Raw genomic sequence first — 12,749 nt, 5'->3', positions numbered from 1 at the left:
AACGGATCACCGGCCGATCCCGTCCCACGCGGGGAGGTGCGGGAATGCTGCGCTGGCTGGCTTTGGTGGGCGCGTTGTGCGCCGGGTGCGCGCCCTGGTTGTCCGGTGGCGCGCCGCGACCGGAGGCGGACGTCACGGTGATCGCCGCGGCGGCGGGCGTCGTGCTCGCGGCCCTGGCGGCGGCGACCGGGCCGAGGTGGGTACGGGTGGTGGCCGCCGTGGCGGCGGTCGCACTGGCCGGCGTCGTCGGGCGGCTCCTGGGACTGGACCTGACGACCGGGCTGACCGGCGACGACCTGCCGGTGCTCGCGGTGGGGTCGGCGGCGGTCGCGGTGGCCGCGACCGGACTGGCGCGGCAAGCCGCCGGAGCGCGGCAGGTCCGACCGGCAGGCGCCCTGGCGCTGGTCGTCGTGATCGCCGCCGCCGCCGCCGTCGCACCCACGGCCGCCGACGCGGCGGTGACCCGGTCCGAGACGCGCGACGCGCGCGACTTCGCACCCGAACCGGTCGCCGAACGACCCGGCCACCGGCAGTGGGCCTGGCAACCGGACACCGACGTGGTCGACGTCGTGCCCGCCGGCCACGGGGTCGCGGTCGCTACCCGCGACGGCTCCGTCGTCGCGCTCAACGGCCTCGACGGCCGGCAGGAGTGGCGCTACGCCCGCCCCGGAGCGGTGGTCGGCAGCCTGGCCGCCTCCGTCGACCGGCGCACCGTGCTGGTCTCCTTCGGCTCGCTGCGAGACACCAGGGCGCAGGCCGCCGTCCTCCTCGACGCCGACACCGGATCACCCCGCTTCGAACTGGTCGTCCGGTCGGTGCTCGTGCAGACCGACCAGCTCCTGCCCGTAGGCCGGGTCCTCGCCGTGCGCGACGACGACGTCATCACCGGCTACGACCTCGCCGACGGCCGACACCGGTGGCGCTGGACCCCGCCGCCGGGCTGCACGTCGCGGTTCGGCCAGGTCGCACGAGGCCGCACGACGGTCCTCGTGCCCCTGGAGTGCCCCGACACCCTGAGCGTCACGGCACTGGACGAAGCCACCGGCGAACAACGCTGGCGGCACGAGACACCACGCGGCCCGGCCAGGGACGAACAACAGGAAGTCCGACTGCGCGCGACCCCCGACGGCGCCATCGTCCACGTCCAGACCATCGGCGCGCGCACACCGACCGACGGCCTGCTGGACACCGCGACCGGCCGCGTGCTCTCCCGCCCCGACCGACCGTGGACCGTGCGCACCGACCCCGGCCCCACACCCCTGCTCGAAGAGCAGGAAGGCAACCGCGCCACCACCACCCACGCGCTGCACCCCACCACCGGCGCCACCACACCGCTCTCCGCCGAAGCCTGCCCCGGGCGCACCGCCGACCTCACCACCACCGCCCACTACCTGCGCGCCTGCGCCGACAACGGCCGCGAGCTCACCGTCGTCACCCAACCCCTCGACGGCTCACCACCCACCTCCACCCCGGTCCGCCTCGACGGCTCCGGCTCGCGCTCCGCCGACGTCCTCCTCATCGCCGCGCCCGGCGCCATCGTGCTCGCCCGCACCGCGTCCGGCGGCACACCCGCCCCGGTCGTCGGCCTCACCGGCTGACGCTTCACACCCCCGGAAACCGGAATTTGCCACCGCATTCCGGGGAACAAATGAAAAAATGCCGAAGAACACCCCAAGAATGTCCACACCTCCCCACCCACCACCGCCCACAGCGAGCCTATGGCAGGTCACCGACCCTGCGACAGCACGCCCATCAATTCACTCTTCCTGGTCAACTCACCGGCCGCCGGTTGACAGCACCACCCGACTGGGACAACGTCGGAGCATCATTTGTGAACGGACATCGCCGATTCCCGATGCCTCCGAGACCGGACGACAAGACGGGGCTCACCAGTGCGCACACTCGTCGTGGGACTGGGCCGAACCGGCGCCGAACAGCACCTCCCGGTGCTGGCCAGGGCGCGGACCTCGGTCCGGCAACTGTTCGACGACCGACCGGTCGTGGCGTGCGACCCGCGACGACCCGCCACCGAAAGACCGGGCCTGGCGATGACCGGCAGCCTCGCCGAAGCCGCCACCCTCCTCGACCCCGGCGACACGGTCACCCACCTCTGCACCCCGCCCGCCACCCGCGCCGAGGTGTTGACCGAACTCGCCGAACGCGGCTTCCGCAACATCATCGTCGACAAACCCCTCGCCGCCGACGCCGACGACCTCGCCCGCCTCATCCGCCTGCGCCGCAAGCACGGCCTGCGCATCGCCGTCGTCGAACCCTGGCTCACCAGCACCCTCACCGCCCGCCTCACCGAACTCCTCCGCGGCGGCGCCCTCGGCGAACCCAAGTCCATCACCATCGCCCAGAACCGACCCCGCTTCCGCCGCTCCCTCGCCGGACCCGGCCGACAGACCGCCTTCGACGTCGAACTCCCCCACGGCGTCGGCCTCGCCCTGCGCCTCGCCGGCAGCGCCCGCGTCACCCACGCCGCCGGCTACGACCTCGCCGTCGGCGACGTCGTCGTCCCCCGCATGGGCGGCGCGCGCATCGGCCTGCGGCACAACAACGGCATCCGCACCGAGCTCACCTCCGACCTCACCTCACCCGTGCGCGAACGCCGCGTCACCGTCGAGTTCGGCAAGGGCCGCGCCGTCGGCCACTACGCCGTCGGCGAGGACGACGACCACGCCCAGCTCACCATCACCGCCAACGGCCGCCGGAAGCACGAAGTCCTGCACGACGACTCCCTCACCGCGTGGGTCATCCGCGCCTACCGCCTCTTCCACGCCGACGGCGACCAGCACGCCCGCGGCTTCACCTTCGCCACCGACGTCGTCCAACTGCTGTCCGTCGCCAAGAACGTCTGCGCCGAACCCGTCATCCCCGCCGCCCGCGGCGAAACCACCCCCGGCCCACTCGCCGCCCACGTCCGCTGACCCAGGACGAACGGCGGGACGCCCGCCCCCGGACCCGCGCGGGACCGAGGACGGGCGTCCCGTCGGACGAGCACTAACCCCAGATCGACGCCGCCCACTCCGGGTGGTCGACGAACGGGTTGCGGTTGCGCTGGTACGAGTCGTAGATGACCTGGTTGCGCCGCTTCTCGAACGCGTCCGGCGGGTCCTGCGCGTTCCACTGCAGCAACACCGACAACCGGCCGTGGTACGGCGCCGTGCCGTTGCCGACCCTGTCGTTCAGCTCCAGGTCCGGGTAGCCGTCACCACCCTCGTACCGCACCGCCATGTAGAACAACATCCGCGCGACATCGCCCTTCACCGCGTTGCGCGGCTCCCACGAGTCCGCGTCGGTGTAGTTGCCCGGCGCCTCGCCGACCGGCGAACCACCCCTGTCGAAGTCCTTGTTCCCCCGCTCCGCGTTCACCGACACGTCGGTCGGCCGCAGGTGGTGGACGTCGGTGCCCGGCCCCGTCGCGGTGCCGAAGTCGCCGTGCGACTTGGCCCAGACGTGCTCCCTGTTCCAGTCGTCGGCGTTGCCGCCGTTGGTCGACTTGCTCTGCGAGCGACCGGTGTACAGCAGGATCACGTTGGCGCTGTTGGCCGGGTCCTGGTCGGTGACCTTCAACGCCTCCCACACCTGGTCGTAGGACAGCTTCGAGTTGTTCCGGATGATCCCGTTCAACGCCGTCTTCAACGACGCCCCGCTCTTGCCGAGCGCGTTGCGGTAGTAGGTGTCGTCGTAGTCGCCACCGGGCGTCCCGGTCGGGGTCACCGAGGTCGGGGTGACCGTCGAGGTGGTGGGGGAGGTCCCGGCGTTGGCGAACGCGGTCGGCGACGTCAGGCCGGGGTGCGAGAAGTAGGCGTTCAGCGGACCGGTGACGTCGATCCGCGCACCCAGCAGCCCGGGGTTGCTCCGCAGGCCCCACTGGGCCCGGAACGCCGACGTGACCTGCACGTACAGCATCTGGCCGGTGCTCGTCTGACCGGGCGAGTCGGCCAGGGCCAGCGCGTAGTCGGACGGGAAGCCCGACCGCACGACGGTGGTCGTGGCGGTGGGTTGGCCGACCACGTAACCGCGGACGGTGGCCGCTCCGCCGCCCTGCTGCCCGAGGGCCTGGGCGACGGTGATCGGCGTGGCGCCGGAGGCGGCGGTCGGTACCAGCAGGGCCGCCGCGACCGCGATGACGGCTACGAGGACGGCGAGGGGGTTCAGCAGGGGACGTGTTCGCACGATGGGTGTCTCCTCCCGGGTGCGGCGGCGCAGGGTGGCCGCACGCAGGCAGGATCCCATGAAAGATCACTCGTCAGGGTGAATGATCATCGAACACTCGGGCGGACTCGAAAGCTACTTTTAGTCAACACTGAAGTTATAGAGAGTATGGACCACTGGTCCACTCACGGTTCGGGCACGGCGGTGGCGCGCTTCAGCAGCTCCGCGTCGGCCTCCCCCACCCGCCCGGTCAACGCCGAGAGCAGGCCCGCGATCTTGCGCTCCTCGTACGTGAAGTGGGTTTCCACCAACGCCGCGACGCTGTCCAGCTCCCGGCGCAGCACCACCGGTTCGACGTCGCCCAGCGCCGCCAGCGACCGCAGCGCGTCCGACACGATCCGGTGATCACGACCCAGCTCGTCCAGCACCGGCCGCAGCTCCGGGTGCTCGCGGGCCAGCACCGGGAACGCACCCTCGTCCTCGGCGGTGTGGTGCCGCTCCAGGGCGGCGCAGAACGACAGGCAGTGCACGCGCAGGTCGGCGACGCCGACACCGGCGGACAGGCCGTCCCGCAACGCCTCGATCCGCTCGCGCAGCGCGATGTGCGCCTGCACCAACTGGTTGCCGAACGCCTCCAAGCGCGACGACGGTTCGATGACCCGCTCCCCTCCCCCGGACCGCGACCGCGGTCGAGGGCGCGGGGATCACCGACCGGCCGTCTCCCGCACCCGTTCGCCGATCCTCCCACCACCGGCCGAGGCGTCGGCGCCCCGCGCCCAGGCGGCCAGGCGCGGCGCCAGCTGCCGGTACACCTCGGGGTCCAGGGCCATGCCGGTGTGCGTGCTGCTCACCTCGACGCAGTCGGCGCACGGGTCGGCGCACAGCTCCCACGGCGCGATGTGGTCGTTGCGCGAGTACACCGCGATGGCGGGCACCTCCAACGGCTGCCCCATCGCCGTGGAGTTCGCGTCGTAGCACGAGCCGGCGAAGCAGTCCTGGTCGAGCAGGCCCGGGATGCCGGCGGCGGACAGCCGCGCCAACGTCCGCGCCACCCTGACCACGCTGGGGTGCGCGCCCAGCTGGTCCAGCACCGGGCTGGCGAGCATCACCAGGCCGCGCACCAGTTCCGGCCTGCGCACCGACAACAGCCTGGCCAGGCCACCGCCCCGGCTCTGCCCGAGCAGCACCACCGGGCCGCCGGTCGCCTCGACGTGCGCTTCCAGCCTGCGCTCCAGGCGGTCGACCAGGCTGGTCGTGCAGCCCACGTTCAGCCCGATGCGCGCCCCGATCGGCACGTAGCCGCGCTTGCGCAACCACGTCCTGGTCAGGTGCAGGCTCCGGTCGCCGAAGCCGAAGCCCGGCACCAGCAGCACACCCAGCCCACGGCCCTCGTGCGGATCGGTGGCACGCCACGCCGGGTGGGACAGCAGGCGGGGGATGCCGAGCATCGCCACCAGCACCTGCTCCCCGGCCACCGCACGGGTCCCCTCGACCGCGTCCATCCGACCTCCCTGCGTCCGGACCGCAGGGATTCCCCGGTGGGCGGCGGTCCATACCTGTCGGCCCGGACCCGTTTGCCGGCCGCACGTCCGGGAACCACCGTCCTATGTGGTTGTTGAGGCCGCCGGGCGTCTACCGGCCCCAAGAGGACACGTGGCTGATGGCCGAGGCGTTGACGCACGCGGGGATGCCGCGCGGCGGGCGCGTGCTCGACGTGTGCACCGGCACCGGAGCCCTGGCGGTCGCCGCCGGGCTGGCCGGCGCGAGGGAGGTCACCGCGGTCGACCTGAGCCGACGCGCCCTCGTGGCCGCGCGGGTCAACGCGCGCCTGCGCGGGCTCTCCGTGCGCGTGCGGCAGGGCGACTTCGGCGACCTGGTCGGCCAGGACCGGTTCGACGTCGTCACGGCCAACCCGCCGTACGTGCCGAGCGTCGCGGTGCCGGACCGCGGACCCGCGCGAGCGTGGGACGCCGGTCCGGACGGCCGGTGCGTGCTGGACCGGCTGTGCGCCGTGCTGCCGCTGTTGTTGGCGGACAAGGGGATGGGGCTGATCGTGCACTCGTCGCTGTGCGACCCGGACGTCACCCTGCGGCAGTTGCGCGGTGGCGGGTTGAAGGCGTCGGTGGTGGCCCGCCGCACGGTGGCGTTCGGCCCGGTGATGAGCGGGCGGGCGGACTGGTTGGCCCGACGGGGTTTCATCGAGCGCGGCCAGCGCCACGAGGAACTGGTGGTGGTCCGTGCCGACGCCGCGTGAGACCCGTGTGGTGACCGTCGTGCCCGGCGGCCCCGTCCTGGTGGAGGGGCCGGTCGAGGTGCGGCTGGACGACGGCGCCGTGGTGCGCTCGGACCGGTTCGTCGTCGCGGTGTGCGCGTGCCGCCGCAGCAAGCGGTTCCCGCTGTGCGACACGAGCCACCGCAAACGACGCTGACGGTCGACCGAGGGGTTCGCTAGAGGGGCAGGCGCAACGCCGTCTGCCCCTTCCGCCACGCGCCCAGCAGGTGCTCGCCGAGCCGCTGCTCCAGCAGTTCGGTGGCCTGCACGCCGAACACCACGGATTCCGCCAGCTCCGGCTCCCGGTCCAGCAGGTCGCCGATCACGTCCCGGCGCATCACCTGCTCGTGCACCGCGTCCGCCTCGATGTGCTCGGTGAAGAACTCGACGCAGTCCGGGTGCGCCCCCATACCCTGCAACGCCTTCGCCATCCGGGTGGCGCTGGGCGCGGTGGTGATCTCGGCCGCGGCGAAGTGCCCGACCAGGGAGCCGCGCAGGGACCGGTGCAGCCCGCACAGCGACATCAGGTTCACCGTCGCCAGCGCCACCGCGGGCGCGTGCTCCAGGTAGTGCAGGTAGCCGTGGTCCAGCTCGGCGCCGTCGAGCAGGTTCGCGAACAGCTGCGAGTGCATCCGGTCGCCGCGCCCGCCGCCGAACTCGTCGAACTCCACCGCCACCAGGGCGGCTTTCGCCGTGCCGCGCAGGCGTGGGATCACCCAGGCGTGCGGGTCGGCCTCCTTGAGGTGGTAGATCGAGCGCAGCACCAGGTACTCGCGCATCTGCCACCACTCCCCCTCGTCCTTGAGGAAGTGGCTGACCCCGACGCCGTCGACCGGCTCGACCAGCAGCTCGTCCAGCACGCCCTCGACGTCCGCGCCGCCGGGCACGTCGGCCCGCAGCGCGTCCAGGAACACCCGCTCCAGCGCGGCGCGGAACCGCAGCAGCTCGGGGTCCCACTCCCACTCGTCCGACACGCCCGCGAAGCCCTGGTAGTGCAGCTCGTAGCAGACGTGCAGGGCCAGTTGGAGGTCTTCGCCGTACGGCTCGGCGTCGACGCGCGCGGGCAGGCCGACCGCGGGTGGCGCGCCGCGCAGGGCGTCCAGGACGGCGGCGGACAGGGGGCCGCGCGGTGCGGGCAGCACGGCCCGGTCGACGGCGGGGTCCACAGTGGTCATGACAGGGGACTACCCGCTTCGGACGGGGTGCACGCGAGCAGGTCGACGGCGGCTCCCGGTGATCCCGCCCTCAGCTGCCGGTCCGCGCCGGTCCCCCGTCGCAGCACGTCGCCGACCAGCCGCCCGACGAGGTCGCGGTCGTCGCCCAGGGCGTCGGACACGTGCTCCAGCAACGCGCCCACCAGGTCCATCGCGGGGACCTGCCGCCCGGTGGCCGGGTCGACGCCCGGCCCCGACAGCCCGTGGCGGGCCGCCGACCACACCGCCGCGGCCAGCACCTGCTCGTCCGGCTCGGGAGGCGCCCCGGCCGTGACCGCGGTGTCGACCAGCGCCCTGGTGAGGGCGGCCTGGAGGAGGGCGTCGTCCACCGTCGCCGCGGCGTCGGCCACCCTCACCTCGACCGTCGGGTACCTGGGCGACGGCCTGGCCAGCCAGAACGTCTGGTTCGCGTCCACCAGGACACCGCTGTCCACCAACCGGCGCACCCGCGCGTCGTGCTCGGCGGCAGTGCGGGACAGCGGTGGCACGCCCGAGCCCGGGAACGCCGCCTGGCGCATCAGCCGCCAGCTCGCGTACCCGGTGTCGGCGTCGCCGTCGAAGGGCGAGTTCGCGCCGAGCGCGAGCAGCGTCGGGAGCCACGGCCGCAGGTGGTTCACCACGCGCACGGCCGTCTCCGGGTCGGGAACGCCGACGTGCACGTGGCAGCCGCAGCACTGGTAGCCCGTCACCTGGGCCCGGTACAGCTCGTCCACCCGCTCGAACCGCTCCCCCGCGCTCGACCGCGGTCGCCGGTCGGCCAGCGGCGGCATCCCGGTCGCGACCAGCCACAGCCCTTCGGCGCGGGCGGCGTCGGCCAACGCGCGCCGCCCGGCCACCAGGTGCTCGCGCAGCTCGGCCAGGTCGGCGCAGACGCCGCTGGAGAACTCCACCTGGGCCGCGCTGAGCTCACGTTGCGCCCGCGCGCCCGGCGGCAGGTCGGTGACGCGCGCCAGCACCTCGGCCGCTCGTGACGCCGGGCGACGGGTCGCCGGGTCGACGAGCAGGAACTCCTCCTCCACCCCGATGGTCATCAAGCGGGGTCGCGGCGGGGTAGCGGCTTGGTCGCCGGGCCCTCCAGCACGGCGCCGTCCACGTCGAACCGCGAACCGTGGCACGGGCAGTCCCAGCTGCGCTCGGCCGAGTTGAACCGCACCAGGCAGCCCAGGTGCGTGCAGCGCAACGACACGCCGTGCACGCCGCCCGCCTCGTCGCGGTACACACCCGCCTTGCCCGTGCCGTCCCGCACCACCCGCGCCTCGCCGACCGGCACGTCGGCCACCGAGTCGACCTCGGCCGACTTCAGCCGGTCGCCGACCAGGTCCGCGGCCACCTTCGCGTTCATCTTCGCCAGCTTCGGCGTCGCGCCCAGGGTCAGCCGGTGCGGGCTGAACCGGTCGGTCAGCGGGTTCTCCCGGCCCACGATCAGGTCGGTCAGCAGCTCGGCGGCCATGGTGCCGTTGCTCAGGCCCCACTTCATGTACCCGGTCGCGCCGTACAGCGTGGTCGAGCCGGGCGTGTACGGGCCGATCATGGGCAGGTTGTCGTAGGACGTCGGGTCCTGAGCGGACCAGCGGTGGGTCACCTCGGCGACGTCCCAGTGCTCGGCCGCGAACTTGGTCAGCTCGTCGTACGGCTCGCCGACCGACGAGCCGGTCTGGTGGCCCTGCCCGCACACGATCAGCAGCTCGCCGGCGCGCGACAGCGACCACGAGGGGCTGCCCGCGCTGATCGCCAACCCGGTCGGCGGCGTGCCCGAGGCCAGCCGCACCGCGATGCAGTAGGAGCGCATCGGCTCCAGCCGGGCGAAGTACAGGCCGCGGTCCAGGATCGGGTAGTGCGTGGCGATCACCACGCGCTCGGCGACGACGGTCCCCTGCTCGGTGTGGACGCGGCTCGGGCCGCCGTCCTCGATGCGCAGCACCCGGCTGGCCTCGTAGACCCGGCACCCGTCGCCGTCCACGGCCTCGGCCAGGCCGCGCACGTACTTCACCGGGTGGATCCGCAGCTGGTCGTCCAGCCGCACCGCGCCCGCCACCGGGAACGGCACGCCCATCAGCTCGCCGCGGTCGCGGGACACCGGCAGCCCGGCGCGCGCGGCGGCGGTGGCCTCCTGCTCGACCGTGGCCAGTTCCTGCTCGTCGAACGCGAACGTGTAGGCGGGCATCCGGTGCAGGTCGCAGTCGATGCCCAGCTCGGACACCAGCGAGGCCACCCGCTCGACCGCGGCGACGTTGCCGTTGGCGTAGTCGGCCGCCGCCTCGGCGCCCTGCTTGCGCTCGATGGACGAGTACACGGTGGACTGCAGCGCGGTGACCTTGGCCGTGTTGTTTCCGCTCACCCCGCTGCCCACCCGGTCGGCCTCCACCAGCGCGACCCGCAGGCCCGCGCGCTTGAGCAGCAGGGCGGTGGTGGCGCCGGTGATGCCGCCCCCGACGACCGCCACGTCCACGGTGGTCTCACCGGTGAGCGCGGGGAACCGGCCGTGCGGGATCGCCTCGGACCACAGCGAGTGGCGGGCGGTAGTGGTCGCTTCGGTCATGTCATAGCTCTACCCGGGCCACCCGTGTTCGAACCTCCACCGACGGGGCAACCCCGGCCCATGCGCACCTTCGCCGATCTCACCGACCTGGTCTCGCTGGTCGAGGACCGCGCACCCGCCCGCGAGCTGTACGTGCGCTGGTCACAGGGGCCGGAGGCGGACGGCGGGCGGTCCAGTCGGGACGGGCTGAGCGGCGTGCGGCTGCCCGGCCTGTCGGCCAACTCGCTGGCGGTCGAGCCGTGGTGGGGCGACCGGCCGCTGCGGCTCTGGGTGGCCCGCCGCCTGCACGACTACCGCCACCTGAAGGAGCACCGCGGGCCGGGCACGCGGCCGTGGGTCCTCGAAGGCGTCGAGGTGGGCCGCGGCCCGGACAACGAGCCCCTGGTGCAGTGCCGCCACCCGATCGGGTGGATCGCGGACGACGCGCTGGTGGAGTGCGAGCGCCTGGTGGACGAGCACGCCGCCACGAGCTGGGGCTCGCTGGACCGCGAGTCCTAGCCGACGGTGAACGCCCTGGTCGTGCCGCTGAACGCGGTGATCGCGCCGGTCCAACCGCTCTTCCAGTTCCCGTGGTGCGCGATCCGGTAGCTGCCCGCCGGCGTGTCGGCCGGGATCGTCCAGGTGATCGTGGCGTTCGAGTTGGCGATCCCGTCGCGCTGCCAGCGGTACCGGGTCGACCAGTCGCCGTCGTCGGCGTGCCGGGTCCACTCGCCGTCGACCAGGCGTTGCACCTCCAGGAACGTGCCGTTGCGGCGCAGGTCGTTCTTGGGGTGGCCGGTGACGAACACCGCCGTGGCGGTCTGGCCGCGGGCGTAGGTCGCGGCGGGTTGGGTCAGCACCTGGCCGAAGGAGTGCCACAGCGCCTTGTCGTCGAACACGACACCGGTCTGGAGGTTGAGGTCGGTGAACGGCGGCTTGGTCGGCGTCGCGCCGGGCGCGAGCGGCGTGCCGGCGCGCAGGGACGCGGCGAGCTCGCCGAACTCCTGCTGGTAGGCGGGCAGGGTGTTGCGGCCGAACAGGGTCGAGCCACCTTCGTACTGCTGGAGGTCGTACTCCTCCGGGGTGGTGATGTACTGGCTGTAGTCGTTGGCGTAGCCCTGCACCAGGACGTTCTCCAGCGGCACGCCCGCCTCGGCGGCCACCGCGCGGCGGATCCGCAGGCCGGCCACGATCGTCACCTCGCCGGGCACGGCGACCAGGTGCAGCGGTCCGATCCGGACGAGCTGCAGCGGCAGCACGTTCGGGGTGGCCTGCACCAGGCCGGTCGGCACCAGCGACGCCTTCGGGTACTGGCAGTCGCGCAGCCACTGCGGCACCTCGACGTCCAGGGGCTCGAACAGCGCCTTCCACGGGCTGGTCATGCCCTCGTCGAAACCGGGGATCGCCGGGCCGTCCTCCACGCTGCCCGCCATCGTGGACGCGCCGACCACGCCGGGGCACGTCGTCCCGGGCCGACCGTCGGTGGTGTGCCTGCCGTCGACGGCGACGGCGGCCATGTCCACGAACCGCATCCGGTAGTCCACTCCCCCGGTGACCGGCGACTGCGGTCCGGCGAACACCTGCTGCGCCCTGCGGTTCTGCCGCTCGCCGATGATCCGGGTGTTCTCCACCTCGTCCTCGGTGGGCCCGGAGCCGGGGCGCAGGTTGAGGTTCGGCGACATGTCGCCCGCGTTGGTGTTGGGGAACGCCGCGACGAAGCCCGGCCGGTCCTCCAGGTAGCGCACGCCCCGGTCGTCGTGCTCCCACTGGTAGGACGCGTAGCCCTTGTTGTCCGGGCTGATCAGGGTGTTCTCGTTCGTCATCGAGGTGTTGTGGGTGGCGAACCAGCTGATCGCGCCGACGTCCGCGCCGTTCTGCCGGAACCGCAGCACGGTCATGGCCGGGTCGATGGCCTGCGGGAAGTGCGCCTTGTCGGCGGCCGGGTTCCGCTCGAACGCGACCCGCGAGCGGTTCACGCTGGCGTCGGTCAGCTCGCCGCGGCCCAGGGAGAGCTCGCCGGGCTTGAGGTCTTCGTGCGCCGCCACGATCGACTCGGTGATGCCGTCGGTGATCGCGGCCAGCGTCTGCGGCTGCATGCCCAGGATCGAGAGGTTGTAGGCGAGGTTGTGCGAGTAGCCGCCGGGCCCGGCGTGCGTGTGGGTGGCGGAGAGCAGCACGTTCTCCCGGGTGTAGAGCGAGCCGTAGCGGGCCTGGAGCTTGGCCAGGACGCCCTCCTGCACCGCCCGGAAGATCATCGCCAGGTCGGCGTTGACGTACGCGACCCGCTTGCCGGTGGCCTGGTCGACCACGACGTACGCCCGGGAGCGCTGGCGCTGGTGGATGCCGGTGGTCTTCTGGTCGAACGCCGAGTACCCCATCATCCCGTTCTCGGCCGCGGGCCCGGTGACGTCGGAGATCCCCCGTCCGACCAGGTAGGGCTGGGGCGCCGCGTCCGCCACCGGCAGACCGACCACCACCAGGGCGCCGACCAGCGCCGTTGCCGCCAAGGACCGTCGAGACACCCGCATCCGCACTCCCCGACCCGAGATACGCGAAACCTCTTCACCTTTGCCCGACGGTAGGT

11 protein-coding genes and 2 pseudogenes are annotated in these 12,749 nt (G+C 73.0%); 5 read left to right on the top strand and 8 right to left on the bottom strand.

Annotated elements, in window-relative coordinates; translation table 11 throughout:
• Positions 1-44 precede the first annotated feature (44 nt).
• Together AB0F89_RS25435 and AB0F89_RS25430 are read left to right on the top strand one after the other, a co-directional pair.
• Positions 45-1,598 carry a PQQ-binding-like beta-propeller repeat protein gene (locus tag AB0F89_RS25435; protein ID WP_367128099.1) on the top strand — a complete coding sequence of 518 codons (1,554 nt, stop codon included), beginning with the start codon at positions 45-47 and terminating at the stop codon, positions 1,596-1,598.
• 309 nt (positions 1,599-1,907) lie between these two features.
• A complete protein-coding gene (locus AB0F89_RS25430) occupies positions 1,908-2,930 on the top strand; it encodes a Gfo/Idh/MocA family protein (protein ID WP_367128098.1) in 1,023 nt (340 codons plus the stop codon).
• A gap of 73 nt (positions 2,931-3,003) precedes the next feature.
• Here AB0F89_RS25430 and AB0F89_RS25425 read toward each other — a convergent pair.
• From AB0F89_RS25425 to AB0F89_RS25410, 4 genes and pseudogenes are all read right to left on the bottom strand, one after another.
• Positions 3,004-3,687: pseudogene (locus AB0F89_RS25425) on the bottom strand (endonuclease I family protein); the annotation flags it as partial.
• A gap of 96 nt (positions 3,688-3,783) precedes the next feature.
• Positions 3,784-4,242 (bottom strand): annotated as a pseudogene (locus AB0F89_RS25420) (DUF6359 domain-containing protein); the annotation flags it as partial.
• 104 nt (positions 4,243-4,346) lie between these two features.
• Positions 4,347-4,799, bottom strand: a complete 453-nt coding sequence (locus AB0F89_RS25415) for a hemerythrin domain-containing protein (protein ID WP_367128097.1) — start codon at positions 4,797-4,799, stop codon at positions 4,347-4,349.
• A gap of 66 nt (positions 4,800-4,865) precedes the next feature.
• The gene (locus AB0F89_RS25410) at positions 4,866-5,663 is read right to left on the bottom strand and encodes an alpha/beta hydrolase (protein WP_367128096.1); all 798 of its coding nucleotides are present in this window, start codon (positions 5,661-5,663) and stop codon (positions 4,866-4,868) included.
• 104 nt (positions 5,664-5,767) lie between these two features.
• Here AB0F89_RS25410 and AB0F89_RS25405 point away from each other — a divergent pair, with 104 nt between their 5' ends.
• Both AB0F89_RS25405 and AB0F89_RS25400 read left to right on the top strand, forming a co-directional pair.
• Positions 5,768-6,415 (top strand): HemK2/MTQ2 family protein methyltransferase, encoded by a 648-nt coding sequence (locus AB0F89_RS25405; RefSeq protein WP_367128095.1) that lies wholly within the window; start codon positions 5,768-5,770, stop codon positions 6,413-6,415.
• Entirely contained in the window at positions 6,399-6,590 is a 192-nt protein-coding gene (locus AB0F89_RS25400; protein ID WP_367128094.1) for a CDGSH iron-sulfur domain-containing protein, read from the top strand. The genes AB0F89_RS25405 and AB0F89_RS25400 overlap by 17 nt, the downstream gene beginning before the upstream one ends.
• A gap of 19 nt (positions 6,591-6,609) precedes the next feature.
• Here AB0F89_RS25400 and AB0F89_RS25395 read toward each other — a convergent pair whose 3' ends face one another.
• Genes AB0F89_RS25395 through AB0F89_RS25385 form a run of 3 tightly spaced genes read right to left on the bottom strand, consistent with a single transcriptional unit; the run spans position 6,610 to position 10,186 of the window.
• Positions 6,610-7,608, bottom strand: coding sequence for an iron-containing redox enzyme family protein (locus tag AB0F89_RS25395; protein ID WP_367128093.1), 999 nt, complete (start codon positions 7,606-7,608; stop codon positions 6,610-6,612).
• Complete coding sequence (locus tag AB0F89_RS25390) at positions 7,605-8,678, bottom strand: glutamate--cysteine ligase (protein ID WP_367128092.1); 1,074 nt, start codon at positions 8,676-8,678, stop codon at positions 7,605-7,607. The genes AB0F89_RS25395 and AB0F89_RS25390 overlap by 4 nt, the downstream gene beginning before the upstream one ends.
• On the bottom strand, positions 8,678-10,186 hold the full coding sequence (locus AB0F89_RS25385) for an FAD-dependent oxidoreductase (protein ID WP_367128091.1): 1,509 nt from the start codon (positions 10,184-10,186) through the stop codon (positions 8,678-8,680). Before AB0F89_RS25385 ends, AB0F89_RS25390 begins: the two co-directional genes overlap by 1 nt.
• Before the next feature lie 60 nt (positions 10,187-10,246).
• Here AB0F89_RS25385 and AB0F89_RS25380 point away from each other — a divergent pair, with 60 nt between their 5' ends.
• Positions 10,247-10,684, top strand: a complete 438-nt coding sequence (locus AB0F89_RS25380; RefSeq protein ID WP_367128090.1) for a DUF6098 family protein — start codon at positions 10,247-10,249, stop codon at positions 10,682-10,684.
• On the opposite strand, the gene AB0F89_RS25375 is transcribed toward AB0F89_RS25380, so the two are convergent.
• Positions 10,681-12,693, bottom strand: a complete 2,013-nt coding sequence (locus tag AB0F89_RS25375) for a neutral/alkaline ceramidase (RefSeq protein ID WP_367128089.1) — start codon at positions 12,691-12,693, stop codon at positions 10,681-10,683. The two genes, AB0F89_RS25380 and AB0F89_RS25375, sit on opposite strands and share 4 nt — an antisense overlap.
• Positions 12,694-12,749 lie beyond the last annotated feature (56 nt).

Source organism: Saccharothrix sp. HUAS TT1 (assembly GCF_040744945.1).
Taxonomy (GTDB): domain Bacteria; phylum Actinomycetota; class Actinomycetes; order Mycobacteriales; family Pseudonocardiaceae; genus Actinosynnema.
The sequence above is the reverse complement of the archived record's forward strand: the minus strand, read 5'-3'. Positions and strand labels throughout refer to the sequence as shown.